The organism is Streptomyces sp. NPDC006458, assembly GCF_040612135.1.
Classification (GTDB): domain Bacteria; phylum Actinomycetota; class Actinomycetes; order Streptomycetales; family Streptomycetaceae; genus Streptomyces.
The window spans coordinates 187,232-203,620 of the sequence record NZ_JBEXPR010000007.1 but is presented as its reverse complement, the minus strand read 5'-3'; the positions used below and the strand labels follow the sequence as shown (position 1 = coordinate 203,620).

The 16,389-nt window shown below is 71.4% G+C and carries 16 protein-coding genes, 1 tRNA gene and 2 pseudogenes; 7 read left to right on the top strand and 12 right to left on the bottom strand.

The features are described 5' to 3' along the window. Positions 1-61 precede the first annotated feature (61 nt). The 3 genes from ABZZ79_RS12190 to ugpC all read right to left on the bottom strand — a co-directional run bounded on the left by ABZZ79_RS12190 (position 62) and on the right by ugpC (position 2,832). Positions 62-793 carry a nucleotidyltransferase family protein gene (locus ABZZ79_RS12190; RefSeq protein ID WP_356688815.1) on the bottom strand — a complete coding sequence of 244 codons (732 nt, stop codon included), beginning with the start codon at positions 791-793 and terminating at the stop codon, positions 62-64. Between the two features lie 281 nt (positions 794-1,074). Beyond that, complete coding sequence (locus ABZZ79_RS12185) at positions 1,075-1,530, bottom strand: hypothetical protein (protein ID WP_356688814.1); 456 nt, start codon at positions 1,528-1,530, stop codon at positions 1,075-1,077. 213 nt (positions 1,531-1,743) lie between these two features. Beyond that, the gene (ugpC, locus tag ABZZ79_RS12180; RefSeq protein ID WP_356688813.1) at positions 1,744-2,832 is read right to left on the bottom strand and encodes a sn-glycerol-3-phosphate ABC transporter ATP-binding protein UgpC; all 1,089 of its coding nucleotides are present in this window, start codon (positions 2,830-2,832) and stop codon (positions 1,744-1,746) included. 212 nt (positions 2,833-3,044) lie between these two features. Between ugpC and ABZZ79_RS12175 the strand changes: the two genes are divergently transcribed. Then, positions 3,045-3,118, top strand: a tRNA-Thr gene (locus tag ABZZ79_RS12175). 100 nt (positions 3,119-3,218) lie between these two features. Here the strand turns inward: ABZZ79_RS12175 and ABZZ79_RS12170 are convergent. Both ABZZ79_RS12170 and ABZZ79_RS12165 read right to left on the bottom strand, forming a co-directional pair. Further along, on the bottom strand, positions 3,219-3,467 hold the full coding sequence (locus tag ABZZ79_RS12170) for a hypothetical protein (protein ID WP_356688812.1): 249 nt from the start codon (positions 3,465-3,467) through the stop codon (positions 3,219-3,221). A 111-nt stretch (positions 3,468-3,578) separates the two neighbouring features. Beyond that, on the bottom strand, positions 3,579-3,986 hold the full coding sequence (locus ABZZ79_RS12165) for a tyrosine-type recombinase/integrase (protein WP_356688811.1): 408 nt from the start codon (positions 3,984-3,986) through the stop codon (positions 3,579-3,581). A gap of 345 nt (positions 3,987-4,331) precedes the next feature. Here ABZZ79_RS12165 and ABZZ79_RS12160 point away from each other — a divergent pair, with 345 nt between their 5' ends. The 3 genes from ABZZ79_RS12160 to ABZZ79_RS12150 all read left to right on the top strand — a co-directional run bounded on the left by ABZZ79_RS12160 (position 4,332) and on the right by ABZZ79_RS12150 (position 7,811). Further along, positions 4,332-5,750: an ice-binding family protein gene (locus ABZZ79_RS12160; RefSeq protein WP_356688810.1), complete on the top strand. Its 1,419-nt coding sequence runs from the start codon at positions 4,332-4,334 to the stop codon at positions 5,748-5,750. 284 nt (positions 5,751-6,034) lie between these two features. Further along, positions 6,035-6,598, top strand: coding sequence for a DUF5819 family protein (locus ABZZ79_RS12155; RefSeq protein WP_356688809.1), 564 nt, complete (start codon positions 6,035-6,037; stop codon positions 6,596-6,598). After that, positions 6,588-7,811: an HTTM domain-containing protein gene (locus ABZZ79_RS12150; protein ID WP_356688808.1), complete on the top strand. Its 1,224-nt coding sequence runs from the start codon at positions 6,588-6,590 to the stop codon at positions 7,809-7,811. Before ABZZ79_RS12155 ends, ABZZ79_RS12150 begins: the two co-directional genes overlap by 11 nt. A gap of 393 nt (positions 7,812-8,204) precedes the next feature. Here the strand turns inward: ABZZ79_RS12150 and ABZZ79_RS12145 are convergent, their stop codons facing one another. From ABZZ79_RS12145 to ABZZ79_RS12130, 4 genes and pseudogenes are all read right to left on the bottom strand, one after another. Continuing rightward, positions 8,205-8,432: a hypothetical protein gene (locus ABZZ79_RS12145; protein WP_356688807.1), complete on the bottom strand. Its 228-nt coding sequence runs from the start codon at positions 8,430-8,432 to the stop codon at positions 8,205-8,207. Between the two features lie 37 nt (positions 8,433-8,469). Next, positions 8,470-8,668: pseudogene (locus ABZZ79_RS12140) on the bottom strand (Asp23/Gls24 family envelope stress response protein); the annotation flags it as partial. 390 nt (positions 8,669-9,058) lie between these two features. Further along, on the bottom strand, positions 9,059-9,535 hold the full coding sequence (locus tag ABZZ79_RS12135) for a GNAT family N-acetyltransferase (protein WP_356688806.1): 477 nt from the start codon (positions 9,533-9,535) through the stop codon (positions 9,059-9,061). Positions 9,536-9,544: 9 nt separating this feature from the next. Continuing rightward, positions 9,545-9,829 (bottom strand): annotated as a pseudogene (locus ABZZ79_RS12130) (aminoglycoside phosphotransferase family protein); the annotation flags it as partial. Positions 9,830-9,944: 115 nt separating this feature from the next. On the opposite strand from ABZZ79_RS12130, the gene ABZZ79_RS12125 reads away from it, so the two are divergent. Together ABZZ79_RS12125 and ABZZ79_RS12120 are read left to right on the top strand one after the other, a co-directional pair. Then, entirely contained in the window at positions 9,945-10,148 is a 204-nt protein-coding gene (locus ABZZ79_RS12125; protein WP_356688805.1) for a rhomboid-like protein, read from the top strand. 10 nt (positions 10,149-10,158) lie between these two features. After that, positions 10,159-11,556: an FAD-dependent oxidoreductase gene (locus tag ABZZ79_RS12120; RefSeq protein ID WP_356688804.1), complete on the top strand. Its 1,398-nt coding sequence runs from the start codon at positions 10,159-10,161 to the stop codon at positions 11,554-11,556. 129 nt (positions 11,557-11,685) lie between these two features. On the opposite strand, the gene ABZZ79_RS12115 is transcribed toward ABZZ79_RS12120, so the two are convergent. The 3 genes from ABZZ79_RS12115 to ABZZ79_RS12105 form a co-directional block, all read right to left on the bottom strand. Continuing rightward, positions 11,686-13,173, bottom strand: a complete 1,488-nt coding sequence (locus tag ABZZ79_RS12115; RefSeq protein ID WP_356688803.1) for an MFS transporter — start codon at positions 13,171-13,173, stop codon at positions 11,686-11,688. Positions 13,174-13,229: 56 nt separating this feature from the next. Continuing rightward, entirely contained in the window at positions 13,230-14,210 is a 981-nt protein-coding gene (locus ABZZ79_RS12110; RefSeq protein ID WP_356688802.1) for a zinc-binding dehydrogenase, read from the bottom strand. Positions 14,211-14,313: 103 nt separating this feature from the next. Continuing rightward, positions 14,314-15,474: an FAD-dependent oxidoreductase gene (locus ABZZ79_RS12105; RefSeq protein ID WP_356688801.1), complete on the bottom strand. Its 1,161-nt coding sequence runs from the start codon at positions 15,472-15,474 to the stop codon at positions 14,314-14,316. Positions 15,475-15,611: 137 nt separating this feature from the next. Here ABZZ79_RS12105 and ABZZ79_RS12100 point away from each other — a divergent pair, with 137 nt between their 5' ends. Beyond that, positions 15,612-16,289 carry a pentapeptide repeat-containing protein gene (locus ABZZ79_RS12100; RefSeq protein ID WP_356688800.1) on the top strand — a complete coding sequence of 226 codons (678 nt, stop codon included), beginning with the start codon at positions 15,612-15,614 and terminating at the stop codon, positions 16,287-16,289. The last annotated feature ends 100 nt before the right edge of the window (positions 16,290-16,389 follow it).

The window sequence follows — 16,389 nt, the reverse complement described above, 5'->3', positions numbered from 1 at the left end:
ACGGGGTCCCGCACGGTCGCACCGTGCGGGACCCCGTCGTCGTACGCCGTGCAGGGGGCGCTCAGCGGCCCAGGGCGGCCAGTTCCTTCGCCGCCTCCGTGAGGTCCTTGGCGGTGTCGATGGCGCGCCAGTAGGAGCCCTGGGGGAGCGGGAAGCCGGACAGGCGGCGTTCGCGGGCCAGGTGCGGGAACGTGGTGCGCTCGTGGTCGCCGCGCTCGGGGAGCAGACCGGCGAACTCGGGGGAGAAGACGTAGACGCCCGCGTTGATCTCGAAGGTCGACGGCGGGGCCTCGATGAAGTCCGTGATGTGACCGAAGCCGTCGGTCTGGACGGCGCCCCACGGGAGGCGCGGGCGGGCCAGCGCAAGGGTCGCTATCGCGTCGCGCTCGGTGTGGAAGTCGGCCATGTCCCGCAGGGAGAAGCGGGTCCAGATGTCGCCGTTGGTGGCGTACCAGGAGCGGTCCGGGTGCGGCAGGTGTGCCGCGGCGAACTTCAGGCCGCCGCCACGGCCGAGCGGCTCCGACTCGACGACGGTGGTGACCGTCAGCGGGAGGTTCGCGGAGCGCAGCCACTGCTGGAGCACCTCGGCGAGGTGACCGCAGCTGACGACCACGTCGGTGACGCCCTCCTCGGCGAGCCAGGTCAGCTGGTGCCCGATGATCGGCGTGCCCGTGCCGGGGATCTCGACCATCGGCTTGGGGCGGTCGTCGGTGTACGGGCGCAGGCGTGAGCCCTGGCCTCCGGCGAGGATGACGGCCTGGGTGGGGCGTGCTGCGGCGTGCGGGTCGGTCATGCCCGCACTGTAACCGGTGGGTGTTACGGGGCCTCCGGGTGGCTGTCAGGGCCGCGTTTCGGGTGCGCCTGGCCGGGGCACGGGGCTGCGCTGTGACGGCTGCGGACCGTCTGTGGCCGCTCGCGCGGTTCCCCGCGCCCCTGAGGGCGTCTCTCAGCCGCATGGCGACAGCGGCGTCCCGCGGTCCTTGCGCGCCCGGCGGAGCGGGGGAACCGTGGTGTGGCGGCCGCGGGCCGCCGGTGCCCGCCCGCGCCGTTCCTCGCGCCCCTGGGGGCGTTCTCTCAGCTGGTTGCCGCCAGGACACCCGAGGCGAAGGCGGTGTCGCAGACCGGGCGGGAGAAGGACTGGGCTCGCTTGGGGCCGTAGACGCGGACCGCGGCCCGGCCCAGGGAGCGGGCGATGGAGACGCAGTGGGAGGTGAGGGAGGGGCGCTCGTCGACGGCCTGCTGGAGGTGGGTGAGGGCGATGCCCGGATCCTTCTCCTGGAGCTCGGTCAGGAGCTGGTCGCGCAGCACCTCGTGCGGGGCGCGCGGGGCGGCCGGCTTCGCGTCGTCGGACACGACGGTGTCCGAGGCGGTGAGCACCGAGGTCGACGGGTCGCCCGACCAGTTGACTCGGGTGACCGCGAGGGTCCCGGAGAGCACCAGGACGACGGGCAGGACGAGGGCGAGGCTGCGGCCGACCCGGCGGGCGGGGCCCTGGCCGCGTCGCGTCTGTTGGATGGTGGAGTGCTTCACGCGAGTGAGGGTAGCGCCCGGTGATGATATGGCGACATTTAGTCACCGGTTCGGGGGATGAGAAGGTGGCGTTTTCGGGGTAGGGGTTGACGCTCGCTGATCGAAATGGGTGGGTCTGCCGGGGTATTCGTCGACAACGAGAAGGGGCCCCGCAGCGGTCTGCGGGGCCCTCTTCGTCAATCCGTGGAGAACACGCGGGTTTCCCCGTCTGCGTCAGTCCGACAGACGCGCGCCGGAGGAGGTCGAGAACACGTGGGTCTCGCCGGAGCGCGGGACGACGTGCAGGACGCTGCCCTTCTCCGGGACGTCACGGCCGTTCACGCGGACGACCAGGTCCTTGGAGGTGTCGCCGACCTTGGCGGTGCCGTAGACGTAGGCGTCGGCGCCCAGCTCCTCGACGACGTTCACGGTGACCGCGAGGCCCAGGTCGGAGCCCGCGCCCGCCACGTCGAAGTGCTCGGGGCGGACACCCACGGTGACCGTCCTGTCGGTGGCGGCGGACAGCGCCCCGCGCTCGACCGGGACGACCGAGTTGCCGAACTTCACGCCGCCGTCGGTGATCGGGACCTCGACCAGGTTCATGGCCGGCGAACCGATGAAGCCGGCGACGAAGAGGTTCGCGGGCTTGTCGTACATGTTGCGCGGGGTGTCGACCTGCTGGAGCAGACCGTCCTTGAGGACCGCCACACGGTCGCCCATCGTCATGGCCTCGACCTGGTCGTGGGTGACGTAGACGGTGGTGATGCCCAGACGGCGCTGGAGCGACGCGATCTGCGTACGGGTCGACACACGGAGCTTGGCGTCCAGGTTGGACAGCGGCTCGTCCATGAGGAAGACCTGGGGCTCACGCACGATGGCACGGCCCATCGCGACACGCTGGCGCTGACCACCGGAGAGGGCCTTGGGCTTGCGGTCCAGGTACTCGGTGAGGTCGAGGATCTTCGCGGCCTCCTCGACCTTCTGGCGGATCTCCGCCTTCGGCACGCCGGCGATCTTGAGCGCGAAGCCCATGTTGTCGGCGACCGACATGTGCGGGTACAGCGCGTAGTTCTGGAACACCATGGCGATGTCCCGGTCCTTGGGCGGCAGGTGGGTGACGTCGCGGTCACCGATGCGGATGGCGCCGCCGTTGACGTCCTCCAGACCGGCGAGCATGCGCAGAGAGGTCGACTTGCCGCAGCCGGACGGGCCGACCAGGACGAGGAACTCGCCGTCCGCGATCTCGATGTCCAGGGCGTCGACGGCGGGCTTGTCGCCACCCGGGTAGATGCGGGTCGCCTGGTCGAACGTAACAGTGGCCATGGTGATGGGCCCCCTTCTACCGGCAGGAACGTGCCGGACGATCCGTTGTAGGAAGGTGGTTGGTGTAGTCCACGCGGGTGAACCGACTCAGGACGGTACCTGGCGTTTACCCCGCCTGTCAGTACCTGGACCTCTGTGAACTTCGTGGAAATTTTCTACGGGCCCTCACCGGCACCTGGGTACACTGCACGGGCGCACGCGTCCCGTGCCCTGCCTCCTTAGCTCAGCTGGTTAGAGCACCGCTCTTGTAAAGCGAAGGTCGTCGGTTCGAATCCGACAGGGGGCTCTGTGTCTGACCTGCGACGACGCCCCCGAGATCATGGATCGCGGGGGCGTCGACGGTGGTTCCTGACGGCAGTCGCTTCTTCGGCGCCAGGGACGGGTGGTCACCGTGTCGGCTTCACGACGTGCCCCAGTGCGATGAGTCCGATACTGACGGCCAACAGCGACGGGGACTCCAGATTCGCGCTCATCAGCACGAGCAGGGTGCCGGCTTCCCACAGTCTGGGCCGCCGCACCAGCCGGGGCAGCCGTCGGCCAGGCATACGGCCGAGCAGTAGAGCGTGTATGCCCAGGACGATCCAGGTAAAGGCCGCGATCATCGAGGCCAGCCCCATGACACCGATCCCGATCATCCCAGGACCCATCCCAGTCCCCCTGGCGTGATCGTGCCTTCAGCGCGGCCGTCAGTCCCTCAGGCCGTCGGCGGGCGCCGTCTGCGAAGCCGGTCCATGAGGCCCATGACCTCACGGCGGTCGCCGTCGCTCACGTGTGTATACGTTCATGGTTACCGCGATCCGCGAGTGCCCCAGGATCTCCGTGACCGTGCGGGGCGCGACGTCGGCGGCGAACAGCAGCGACGCGCAGCCATCGCGTGTGTCGTGCGGGCGGATCTGCGGCAGGCGGCCGACTCCGAGATCCGCGGGAACGACCGGTAGAGATTCCGCGGCTCGATGGACCGGCCGCTGCGGGTCGTGAAGACGTGGTCCGCTCTCGTGCCGGTCCGCGCCGGCGCCGCCCGTCTGTCCGCCTGCCGTGGCCGCTGCCACCGGAGGGGCGCCACGCGCATCCCCGGGATCGGGACGACGTGAGCTCGCCGGTGGCAGACGTCTTCCTTGCTCCGCTTCCTTGCTCCGCGGTCGCGCGATGCGCATCCCGCAGAAGCGCATCACTGCCTGCGGCCTGGTCTCAGCAGCTCCCAAGGCGGTGCCGAGCCGTCTGCCTCCCTCTCAGAGAGTTTCACCACGCGCACGGGCATTGAGAGAAATGGCCTCGGGAGCGCATCCGTGTATTCGGGTGAACGCGCCGGATAATCAGAAATATTCATTCCCCAATAATTGCCCCGCATTCGAGGGGTTACCGCTTGATAATCACGAATACCCCTCGCTTTCTGTGGACCTGTGAAGATTCCTCCGTAATATGCATCACCAGATCAAGGCTCTCCGGGCGTTTGGTTATAGGCCCGGCGCGCCATGGCCCCCACAGGAAATGGCCTCTTGATGAAGCTGAAGATCCCTGAAATGGCCCGCCGCCGCGTCGTGCCCGGCGTGCTGGCCTCGGCCCTCGCCGCGACGGTCGCCGCCGCGATGGTGGTCCTGTCACCCGCCCAGGCAGTCGCCATCGCCACGCCCGTACCGCTGGCCACGGCGGCGAGCTTCTCCGTTCTGGCGGGCGCGGGAGTCACCAACACCGGCCCCACGGTGATCAGTCGCGATCTCGGGACGCACCCGAACCCGGCCATCACCGGTTTCCCGCCCGGCCTGGTGCTCGGCGCTGTGCACGCCGCCGACGCCGTGGCACTTCAGGCCAAGTCCGATCTGGTCACGGCGTACAACAACGCGGCAGGCCAGGCAACGGACTTCGCACTCGCGGCGGGTATCGGCACCGGCACCACGCTGCTTCCGGGCGTCTACACCGCTACCTCCGGTGTCGGGCTCACCGGTGATCTGATCCTGGACGCCGGAGGAAACCCCAACTCCGTCTGGGTGTTCCAGATTCCGGAGGCCCTGACGACGGCGTCCTCCAGTCGGGTGCTCCTGACGAACGGCGCTTCGCCGTGCAACGTGTACTGGCAGATCGGGAGTTCGGCCACTCTCGGGACGAACTCCACCTTCGTGGGCACCATCATGGCTCTGACGGACATCCACGTGACCACGGGGACGAACATCGAGGGCAGGGCGCTGGCCCGCAATGGCGCCGTGACGCTCGACACCAACCGGATCTTCCTCAACACCTGCTCGACCGGGACGACCAGCGGCACCACGACTGGTACCACCACCGGAACGACGACCGGTACGACGACCGGCACCACGACCGGCACCACGACCGGTACGACGACCGGTACGACGACCGGCACCACCGGCGGTGGCCTGGTCAGCGGTGGCCTGGTCAGCGGCGGTCTCCTGGGTGGGCCCATCATCAGCGTCACGGCCGGGGACACTGCCGGGAACACCGCGGGCAACACCGCGGGGAACAACGTCACCTCCGGGAACACCTCGGGCACCACGGCCGGCAACACCTCGGGCAACACGTCCGGAAACACCGCGGGCAACACGGCCGGAAACACCGCTGGTCAGCACGGCGGCCGACCCGGTGACCACGGTGGACCGGGCCACGGCGGACCGGACAACGGCGGACCCGGCCACGGCGGACCGGACAACGGTGGACCGGACAACGGCGGACCGGGCCACGGTGGACCGGACAACGGCGGGCCGGGCCAGGGTGGCGGGCATGGCCACCACGGCAAGCCGGGCGATGAACACCAGGGTGCGCCCGGAAAGCCGGAGCACGGCCATGGTGACCGGCCCGACGACAACAACGGTCATGGCCACGGCGGCTACGACAACTACGGCTATGGCAATGCACCGAAGTCCGACGGTCAGGAAGGCCACGCGGGCCACGCAGGCCACGCAGGCTAGTCGGCAGGTTGCGAGTCCGTACACCGGATGACGGCGTGCGGCGGGATCCCTCGATTCCGCCGCGCGCCGCCGGTGCCGGTCCACGGAAACCGCGGACGCCGGGCAGCGGACACGAGAAAGCAAGGTGGGCGGTGTCGAGCGGAATTGATTCAGCGCACGTGAGGGAATGCCCACGGTCCGATGCCGGTCCGCTGCCGGCGGAACGGCGTGACGACGCGGACCCTCCCTGCGAGCGGCTCAGGGGTGCCAGGGCTCTGAGAGCGGGGCTGCGCACTGCCGTCCTCATGTGTGTGCTGACGACCCTGGCTCATCTCGGTGCCGTCTTTCTCCATGTGGCGCCTCCCAACCCCGTCTCACAGCGGTACAGCAGGCAGGTCGATGCGTGGGTGTACCCCCTTTTCGAACAGAACTGGCGGCTCTTCGCCCCCAACCCCGACTCCGTCAACCGGAGAGTGTGGGCGAGGACCGCGCACACCGCGCCCGACGGCTCGGCACGGGTCAGCCCCTGGATCGACCTGACCGCCCTGGACCGTGCCGCCGTCGAACACGACCCCTTTCCCAGCCACACGGCTCAGAACCTCCTGCGCCGTGCCTGGACCTCCTACGTCGACACACACGGCGCGGACGACACGACACGCTCGCCGCGGGCCGTGATGATGCAGAAGTATCTGAGCAACATCGCCGCGGACCGCGTCGCCGGTCACCGCGGAGGCACGTTCGAGTTCATCCAGCTCCGGGTCGTCACTGCGCCCGTCGCCGCGCCCGGCACGGCGGCCGGGCACCGGCCGCCGACGCCGGTGGAGAGCCGGCTCCTGCCCTGGTGGAAGGTGACCCCCCATGGGAAATGAGCAGGTCCGCGAACTCCCGGCCACGACGGCCGCACCGGGCAGGTCCGTGGGCGGGGCAGGGGCCCCCGGTACAGTCCACGGTCTGCTCCACGCACGGACCGATTCCTTCTGGGGCACTCTGACCGGCCGGCCGGTGTCCTTGTACGCCACGTCGGTGCTGCGTATCGGTTACGGGCTGCTCTACCTGGTCTTTCTCCTGCGGGAGTTCCCGCACCGGTACGAGATCTGGGGTCCCGGCTCCCCGTGGACACCTGCACTGGCGGCAGAGCTCTTCGACCAGACGGGCTGGTACAGCTTCCTGATCCTGTCGGACAGCCGCGCCTACTTCGAGCTCTGCTATGTGCTGGCCCTTCTGACGTCCGCGCTGTTCATGCTGGGCTGGCGGACCCGGCTCATGTCCGTGCTCTTCGCCGCCGTGGTGGCCTCCTTCCATGCCAGGGCGATCTTCATGACGGACGGGGGCGACAATCTCCTCCTGCTGATGGCCCTCTACCTCGTGCTCACCGCGTGCGGTCGGTGCTGGTCGCTGGACGCGCGCAGAGAGCGGATCAAGACGGCGCGTGCGGACGGCGCGCGGGCACGGAGCCTTGTCGCGCGGGACCTGCGCGCGGCCCGCCGGACGTTGGTCACCGTGGTGCACAACTGCGGCGTCTTCGTGATCGCGGCGCAGGTCTGCGTCCTGTACGGATCGGCCGGTCTGTACAAGGTCCAGGGCTCGTTCTGGAACGATGGTTCCGCGCTCCACCATGTGCTGAACCTGGAGCTCTTCCAGCCGTGGCCCGCGCTCTCCCACGCCATGGATCAGTACCCGCTCGCGATGGCGGTCGTCGGTTACCTGACCGTTCTCACCCAGGTCGCCTTTCCGTTCGTGCTCTTCGGCCGGCTCAAGTACCCCGTTCTGGCCGTCCTGCTGGGCATGCACGTCGGCATCGCGGTGGTGCTGGGACTGCCTCTTTTCTCGGGCACGATGATCATCGCGGACGCCGTGTTCCTTCCCGACCGCTTCTACACGTTCCTGCCTCACCTCCTCCGGCGCATTGGCAGGCGATGTGGCGTGCGGGCGCCGGCGCCGGCGCCCGGGCAGGGAACAGGGCTCGGATCCGTCCCCTCGCAGGGCGGCCACCCGGACGGCCGGGAGGAGTGCAGTCCGGTGTCCCGCCCGGCAAGCGGTCACGGTGGTCCGTCACCGTCCGGCCCGACGGTGACGCAATAGAAGCCGCGCGAGCCCCCTGAGCCGGCATCGCCTCTCTTCCGGACCGGTACGGTTCGCCGTGCCCGGCCCCATGGGCGCAGGTCCGGCCCCGAGAGGATCACGGAAGCTCCCGGCCGGTGCCTAAGCGCCACACGGGAGCCGTGCCTCGCCGAGCACCTGCCGTCCGACGGCAGGCTCGCCGTCCGCCCTGGGGTGTGCCGCTCCGGTGCCCGCCGCGCGGATGTGGTCACGCGTGGCGTTCGGCGGCCTGGCGGTACGTGGCCGACCGACTCGGTGAACCGGCTCAGCGCCTCGCGCGCCGTGTGGGAAGCGATCTTCGCGCCGACCCGGTCGGCGACGGTGGTCGCACCGCGCCCCACGGGGAAACGCCCGGACGCCGACCGGCTTCACCGCTCACTGCCGCCAGTCTCCACGAGCCCGGCGCCGGTCATCGCGGATCCGCTCCTGTCGGTCCCGGCGGCGGACGAAGTCGCCCGGTTCGAGATCACCTTCCATGAGCCGCCCGACCACGAGTCCGACGACGCCCAGCCCCAGTACCAGCAGGAAGGCCCAGAAGTCACCGAAATACGCGGCGAAACCCAGCGCCATTCCAGCCATCAAGCCCCACATGGCCCTGCTCATCACGTGCTCCTTCACTCTGGCGGGATACTCTGCCCCGGCTACTGGATCCGCTGCCGCTCTTTCCTCCGCTCCCGTATGGATCCCATCGGGCGCGCGAATCCGCTGCCCAGGGCATAGACGGCGCGCACGTCCCGTGCCGCCATTCCGGCGATCTTCTCCACCACCGCATCGGCGGTGGCCGTCCGGTCACGAGAACCGGGCGCACCGACACGCATCGCGCCGGTGTTCTCGGCCATCAGGGCATTCCTCCTTCAAGAGGCCATCTCGAACACTTTGTTCATATTAAGTCCTCGGCGGCTTCCCCGATTCTTTGCGGACATTCCTCCCGCAATTGCGGGAGGAATGAGGGCTCGGGGACAGGCGTGGGATTCGGTCGCGGACCGCGGCGAGGGCCATGAGGTCCGAGACGGAGGCAGCAGCCGCGCGAAGCTCGCCCGCAGTGGCCGGCGCGGCGGGTGTTCCGGGCGTTGCCCGCCTCACCGCCGGGCTGGGAAGCCGCCCGGTCATGGTGGAGGGCCGCGTCCTCAGCCATGACCGGGCCGTGCCCGAATCCGCCAGGGGGCTCACGTCCCTGCCAGGGAAAACGCCCCCGTGATCCATGATCGCGGGGGCGTCGGCGTCGGTGTTCAGGCCGTGCCGAGCGCGGTCAGGGCCTCGTCGGTCAGGCGGTATACGGTCCACTCGTCCTGGGGTGCGGCGCCGAGGGACTGGTAGAAGCCGATCGCGGGTTCGTTCCAGTTCAGGACGGACCACTCCAGGCGCTGGTAGCCACGCTCGACGCACAGCCGGGCCAGTTCGGTGAGCAGGGCGCGGCCGTGGCCGGCGCCGCGGGCGGTGGGGCGGACGAAGAGGTCCTCCAGGTAGATGCCGTGGGTGCCGCGCCAGGTGGAGAAGTTCAGGAACCACAGGGCGAAGCCGACCGGCTCGCCCGTCTCGTCGTCCTCGGCGATGTGGGCGTAGGCCGCCGGGCGCTCGCCGAAGAGGGCCTCGTGGAGCTGCTCCTGAGTCGCCTTGGCCTCGTCCGGGGCCTTCTCGTACTCGGCGAGCTCGCGGACCAGGGCGTGGATGACGGGGATGTCGTCTGGGGTCGCGGTACGGATCATGGTGTGAGGCTAGTGCCGCATTCTGCGGGCGATCTCCAGGTTTTCCGGACCCGGTTCGTCGCCGGCCTCCGTGTCCCAGACCGCGTTCTGCAGGACGCGGGCCAGGGTCCAGGCGCGCGCCCGGTCGCGGTCGAGGGCGAGCTCGCCGGTCATGGCGTCGAAGCGGGGCCGGACGTCGTCCGGGTCGAAGCGGTTGATCAGGGCCGGGAGCAGCTCGAAGCCCGGGTCGCCGGCCAGTGGCTTGGGGTCGATGGCGAGCCAGGGCGCGCGGCCGGCGGCCAGGACGTTGTCATGGTGCGCGATGTGGATCGAGGGCACGGCGCCGGCTGCCGTACGTCGTGCTGTGCTCCCGGCCTCGCCGCCATGTCGGCGGCGGATGGGCCGGACATCGGCGTAGAGCTACGCGCCGGTGCTCCGGATTCCGTGGCCGTGGCGGGCCGCCGTACCGCTCGCGGTGCTCGCCCTGTGCGGCGTGCCGCCGCCGCTGGGGCGCACGGTCACCGATCTCGGGCATTTCCTCGCGCCGCTGCTCGGGACGGCGTGCTGTCCGCTGGTCAGAGGCGGTGCGAAGCGACGAAATCCGAAGGAGACAGGGCCCGCCGGGAGGGGTTAGCGTCCGCGGCATGAGCAGCGGTGTGGTCAATGGCGGCGTCTCCTTCTGGTTCGCGGACGACGGGCTTCCGGCGGTGCGGGAGCCGCTCACGGGCGACGCGACGGCCGATGTGGTGATCGTGGGCGGCGGATACACGGGCCTGTGGACGGCGTACTACCTGAAGAAGGCGGCGCCCTTCCTGCGGGTCACCGTGCTGGAGCAGCGGTTCTGCGGCTACGGCGCCTCCGGGCGCAACGGCGGCTGGCTCTACAACGGGATCGCCGGACGCGACCGGTACGCGAAGCTGCACGGCCGGGAGGCCGCCGTGCGGCTGCAGCAGGCCATGAACGACACCGTCGACGAGGTGGTGTCCGTACTGGCCGCCGAGGGCGTGGAGGCCGACGTCCACAAGGGCGGCGTGCTGGAGGTGGCGACCACGCCCGCGCAACTGGCGCGGCTCAGGGCGTTCCACGAGCACGAGCTGTCGTACGGCGAGAAGGACCGCGAGCTGTACGGCGCGCGGGAGACGGCCGGGCGCGTCCGGGTCGCGGGCGCGGTCGGTTCGTCCTGGACACCGCACGGGGCGCGGGTGCATCCGGTGAAGCTGGTCAAGGGGCTGGCCGATGTGGTCGAGGGCCTCGGCGTGACGATCCACGAGGCGACCCCCGTGACGGAGATCCGCCCGAAGCACGCCGTGACGCCCTACGGCACCGTCCGGGCGCCCTATGTGCTGCGCTGCACCGAGGGGTTCACCGCCTCGCTGAAGGGCCAGCGCAGGACCTGGCTGCCGATGAACTCCTCGATGGTGGTGACCGAGCCGCTGACCGGCGAGCAGTGGGCGGCGGTGGGCTGGGAGGGCCGCGAGACCCTCGGCGACATGGCCCACGCCTACATGTACGCGCAGCGCACCGCCGACGGGCGGATCGCGCTGGGCGGGCGCGGGGTGCCGTACCGCTTCGGATCGAGGACCGACAACGACGGGCGTACGCAGGCGGAGACCGTCGAGGCGCTGCGCGAGATCCTGGTCCGCTTCTTCCCGTCGCTGGCCGGGGTGGGCGTCGAGCACGCCTGGTCGGGCGTGCTGGCCGTGCCGCGCGACTGGTGCGCGACGGTGACCCTGGATCGGGCGACGGGGCTCGGCTGGGCGGGCGGGTACGTCGGGTCGGGCGTGGCCACCACCAACCTCGCCGCCCGCACCCTGCGGGACCTGGTCCGGCAGGACTCCGGGCAGGGCAGGCAGACGGAGCTGACCGAGCTGCCGTGGGTCGGGCACAAGGTGCGCAAGTGGGAGCCGGAGCCGCTGCGCTGGCTCGGGGTGCAGGGGATGTACGCGACCTATCGCGCGGCGGACCGCCGGGAGCTGCGCACGCACGGCGTGGGGTCGTCGCGGCTGGCCCGGGTGGCGGATCGGGTGGCGGGGCGCGGCTGAGGGACCCGGGTCGCCACCCCGCCCGCCGGACACGGAATGTCGAGGACAGGGACGCTCAGGACAGGGACGGCAGGTCGGGGACGCTCAGGACAAGGACGCTCAGGACAGGGACGGTCGGGTCAGGGACGCTCAGGTCACGGATTCCGGCACCGCGGCGGGCGGCGCGTGCTGCGGCGGTTTCGCCGTCACCATCAGGCCCGCGACCAGCCCGGCGAGCAGCATGATGCCGGCGGCCCACCAGATGGCGACCGTGTAGCCGTGGACGGTGCCCTCCGCCACGACCTGGGCCCTGCGGGCGGGTCCGGTGAGGTGGGCGGTGACGTAGGCCGTGCTGCTGGTGGTGGCGATCGTGTTGAGCAGGGCGGTGCCGATGGAGCCGCCGACCTGCTGGGAGGTGTTCACGGTCGCCGAGGTGACGCCGGAGTCCTGGGGTGCCACGCCGGCCGTGGCGGTGGCGAAGACCGGCATGAAGATCATGCCCATGCCGAGGCCCAGCAGGAGCAGGGCGGGCAGGATCTCGCTCGCGTAGGCGGAGTCGACGGTCAGCTGGGTGAGGATCACCATGCCGCCCGCCGCCAGCACGGCACCCGGGACCATCAGCGCGCGCGGCGGCACCCGGGGCAGGAGACGGGCCGATATCTGGGTCGAGCCGGTGATGATCGCGGCGGTCAGCGGCAGGAACGCCAGGCCGGTCTTGACCGGGGAGTACCCGAGGATGACCTGGAGGTAGTAGGTCATGAACAGGAACAGGCCGAACATGCCGATGACGGCCAGGCCCATGGTGAGGAAGCAGCCCGCGCGGTCGCGGTCCTTGACGATGTGCAGCGGCAGCAGCGGCACGGGCGCCCGGGACTGCCACCACACGAAGGCCACCAGGAGGGCGGCGCCGAACGCGAACAGGCCCAGCACCAGCGGGTCGGTCCAGCCGCGCGGCTCGGCCTCGCTGAAGCCGTAGACGATCGCCACCAGGCCGCCGCAGCCGAGCACCGCGCCCGGCACGTCCAGGCGGGCGTCCGCGTGGCCGGGGCGGTCGTGCAGCAGGGCGAGCGCGCCGAACACGGCGATGATCGCGATGGGCACGTTGACGTACAGGCACCAGCGCCAGTCCAGGTACTCGGTGAGCAGGCCGCCGACGATGAACCCGATCGCCGCTCCGCTGCCCGCGAGGGCGCCGTAGATGCCGAAGGCCTTTCCGCGCTCCTTGGGGTCGGTGAACGTGGTGGTGAGCAGGCTGAGCGCGGAGGGCGCCAGGAGGGCGGCGAAGGCGCCCTGGAGCGCGCGGGCGCCGAACAGCATCCCCGCCGTGGTGGCGGCGCCGCCCAGCGCGGAGGCGCCGGCGAAGCCGATCAGGCCGATGACGAAGGTGCGTTTGCGGCCCACCAGGTCGGCGATCCGGCCGCCGAGCAGCAGCAGACCGCCGAAGGCCAGGGTGTAGGCGGTGATGACCCACTGGCGGTTGCCGTCGGAGATGCCCAGATCGTGCTGTGCGGAGGGGAGTGCGATGTTCACGATCGTCGCGTCCAGGACGACCATCAGCTGCGCGAGGGCAATGATCACCAGGCCCCACCAGCGGCGCGGATCGGCGTCCGCGGTGTGCTCCATCCGGGTGACGCTCATCCGGTCAGAAGACCATGGATCGCGGTCGGTCGCATCTGGGGCGCGCTTCTTGCCGGTCATGGTTCCAGGACCACCTTTCCGGTCGTGCCACGGGTCTCCAGGGCGCGATGGGCGGCCGCCGCCTCGGCGAGCGGGAAGCGGTGGACGGCGGGGGTGAGGCGGCCGGCCGCGGCCTCGGCCAGCGCGCGCAGTTCGAGCGTGCGCAGGGGGTCGGGGCCGCCGGCCCTGCCGAGCATCACCGGGCCGAGGACCTGCTCGGAGACGCCGTCGACGAGGTAGGGCCCGCCGTCCTCGATGCCGCCGGAGGACCAGCCGAAGACGATGTGGCGGCCGCCGGGGCCGAGGAGGGCGACGGCCTCGCGGGCGACGTCGCCGCCGACGCCGTCGAAGACGACCGTGGCGGTGGAGCCGCCCAGCCGGGCGCGGACCTTCGCGGGCCACTCCGGGTCCCGGTAGTCGACGGCGAGGTCGGCGCCGTTCGCGGCGACCCGGGCCGTCTTCTCGGGGCCGCCCGCGAGGCCGACGACGGTGGCGCCGGCGTGCTTGGCGTACTGCACGAGCAGGGTGCCGATACCCCCGGCCGCGGCCGGGACGACGACCACCGAGCCGGGGCCGAGCGGGGCGAACTGCAGGATGCCCATGGTGGTGCGGCCCGTGCCGATCATGGCGACGGCCTCGGCGAAGTCGAGGTTGCCGGGGATCTCGTGCAGGCGCTCGACCTCGGTGACGGCCAGCTCGGCGTAGCCTCCCGGCACGAAGCCCAGGTGGGCGACCACGCGCTTGCCGAGCCACAGGTGGGCGACGCCCTCACCGAGCGACTCGACGACGCCCGCGACCTCGCGGCCGGGGACGGTGGGCAGCTCCACGGGGGCGGGGGCCGGTCCCGTCCGGCCCTCGCGCAGGGCGGTGTCCAGCAGGTGCACGCCCGAGGCTCGTACGGCGACACGGACCTGGCCGGGGCCGGGGCGCGGGGCCTCGGTCTCCTCGTAGGTCAGGTTCTCGGCGGGGCCGAAGGCGTGCAGGCGGACGGCGTGCATGGGATCCCCCAGGGTGTGGTCCGTTCGACACGGTCCACTGTTCTTCCTCAAGCGCGCTTGAGGTCAAGCGCGCTTGAGGTCCAAGGCGCTGCGGAGCTCCACCTCAAGCGTGCTTGAGATCGAGGGAGTCGCGGCCCAGCACGAGCGAGACCGCGGTCAGGGCGCTGTTGAAGGACACCTCGGCCAGCACCCCGGGCGCGGCGACCTGGTCGCCGGCGAGATAGACGCCGTCGCCCCGGTACACGGCCGGCCGGTCGCGCCAGCTGGTGCCGGGCAGGTCGACCGCGCCGGTCCGGCCCTGCGCGAGCGCCTCGCGCCGCCAGGTCACCCGCTCGCGCCAGCCCGGGAAACCGAGGTCGAGCAGCTCCTCGGCGCGGGCGACGCCCTGAGCGCGCGAGGCGCCCGGCGCGATGGGGATCTGACCCTGGATCAGCTGCTCGCCGGCCGGGGCGAGCGTACGGTCCTGCGCGGTGAACCGCTCCAGCCAGCCCGGCGCGTCCAGGTCGGACACGGCGAACGCGTCGCCGCGCCGGGCCCGTACGGCGAGGTCGACCAGCGCGGTACGGCCGCTGGGCCAGGTCAGCGAGTCGTCGCCGAGCAGCCGCCGCGCGGAGTCGAGGGAGGTGGCGACGATGACGGGCGTGCCGGTGGGCAGGGAGTCGACCCGCGAGAGGGTCTCCATCCGTACGCCGAGGTTCCAGGCCCGCCCGGCCATCCGGTCGATGACGCCGGCCCAGCCGCCGCGCGGGTAGTGCGCCTCCGGGGGCAGCCTGGTGGCCCGGCGCAGCCGCTCCTGCACGAACGCGGCGGACAGCGAGCCGGGGCCGTGGTGGAACAGGGCGACAGCGGAGTAGTGGGCGGCGGCCCGTGCCCCCTCCTCGCCCGCCTCCCGGGAGGCCCAGGTGAGGAAGTCCTCGTCCACGGGTGCCTGGCGGGCGCTGCGGCGCAGCAGCTTGAGCATGGCGAAGGGCGGGGTGCGGCGCAGCACGCCGTGGTGGCGCAGCCGCAGCCGGGCGGCCTCCAGCGGCGGAAGCGGCGCGAGCGGCCCGATCAGGTCGCGGCCGCGCAGCCAGGTCCAGTGCGGGCCGCCGCTGTACAGGGCGTGCGGGCCCTCGTTGGTCCGGTACGGGCCCTCGGCGGTACGGGCCCGCCCGCCGAGGGTGTGGTGCGCCTCGTACACGGTGACCCTGGCGCCCGCCTCGGCGGCGGTGATGGCCGCGGTGAGTCCGGCGAAGCCGCCGCCGACGACGGTGATGCGGTGCATGGCTGCGTCTCCCTCTGTTCGGGTTCGCCTGTCAGCCGATATGACCGCGCAACCCGCCGAAATGTGACAACGGGCCGGAGCGGCTTGCGTTTGCGCAGGTCGGGGCGATTGTCAGTGGCGGGGTACAGGATGGGGGCATGGCGATCGGACGGCCCGCGGGGACGGGCGTGAAGGCGGCGCGGCGGCCGGAGGTGCGGCTGCCCGCGTTGGAGCGGTGGGCCGGCGGCCCCCTGGAGCCGGACGGCGACTACGACGGGCTGGAGCTGAGAGAGGCCGACCTCACCGGCCAGGACGGCGCGGGCGCCCGTTTCCTGGACTGTGCCCTGACCGGCTGCGCGCTGGACGAGACGGCTCTGCACCACGCCCGTTTCCTGGACTCGGTCCTCAGAGAGGCCCGCGGTGTCGGCACCGATCTGGCGGGGGCCACCCTGCGGGACTGCGAGGTGCTGGACGCCCGTCTCGGCGGGGTGCAGCTGCACGGGGCGGTGCTGGAGCGGGTCGTCGTCCGCGGCGGCAAGCTGGACTTCCTCAACTTCCGCTCGGCTCGCCTCAGAGACGTCGTCTTCGAGGGCTGCGTCCTGGTCGAGCCGGACTTCGGCGGGGCCGGTCTGGAGCGGGTCGAGTTCGTCGACTGTGCCGTGAAGTCGGCCGACTTCACCTCGGCCACGCTGAAGGACGTGGACCTGCGCGGGGCGGCTCCGCTGGAGATCGCGCGGGGAGTGGACCGGCTCGCGGGTGCGGTGATCAGCACGGCCCAGCTGCTGGACCTGGCGCCGGTGCTGGCGGCGGAACTGGGGATCCGGGTGGAGGGCTGAGGGGGCTGGTGCCTCCTCTTCTCATCGCCCCTGTCGGGTGGTGGGTGGCCGGTCGGGAGAGGGGCTGGGTGCCTGCCCACCTGATCGCTCGTGTCGGGTT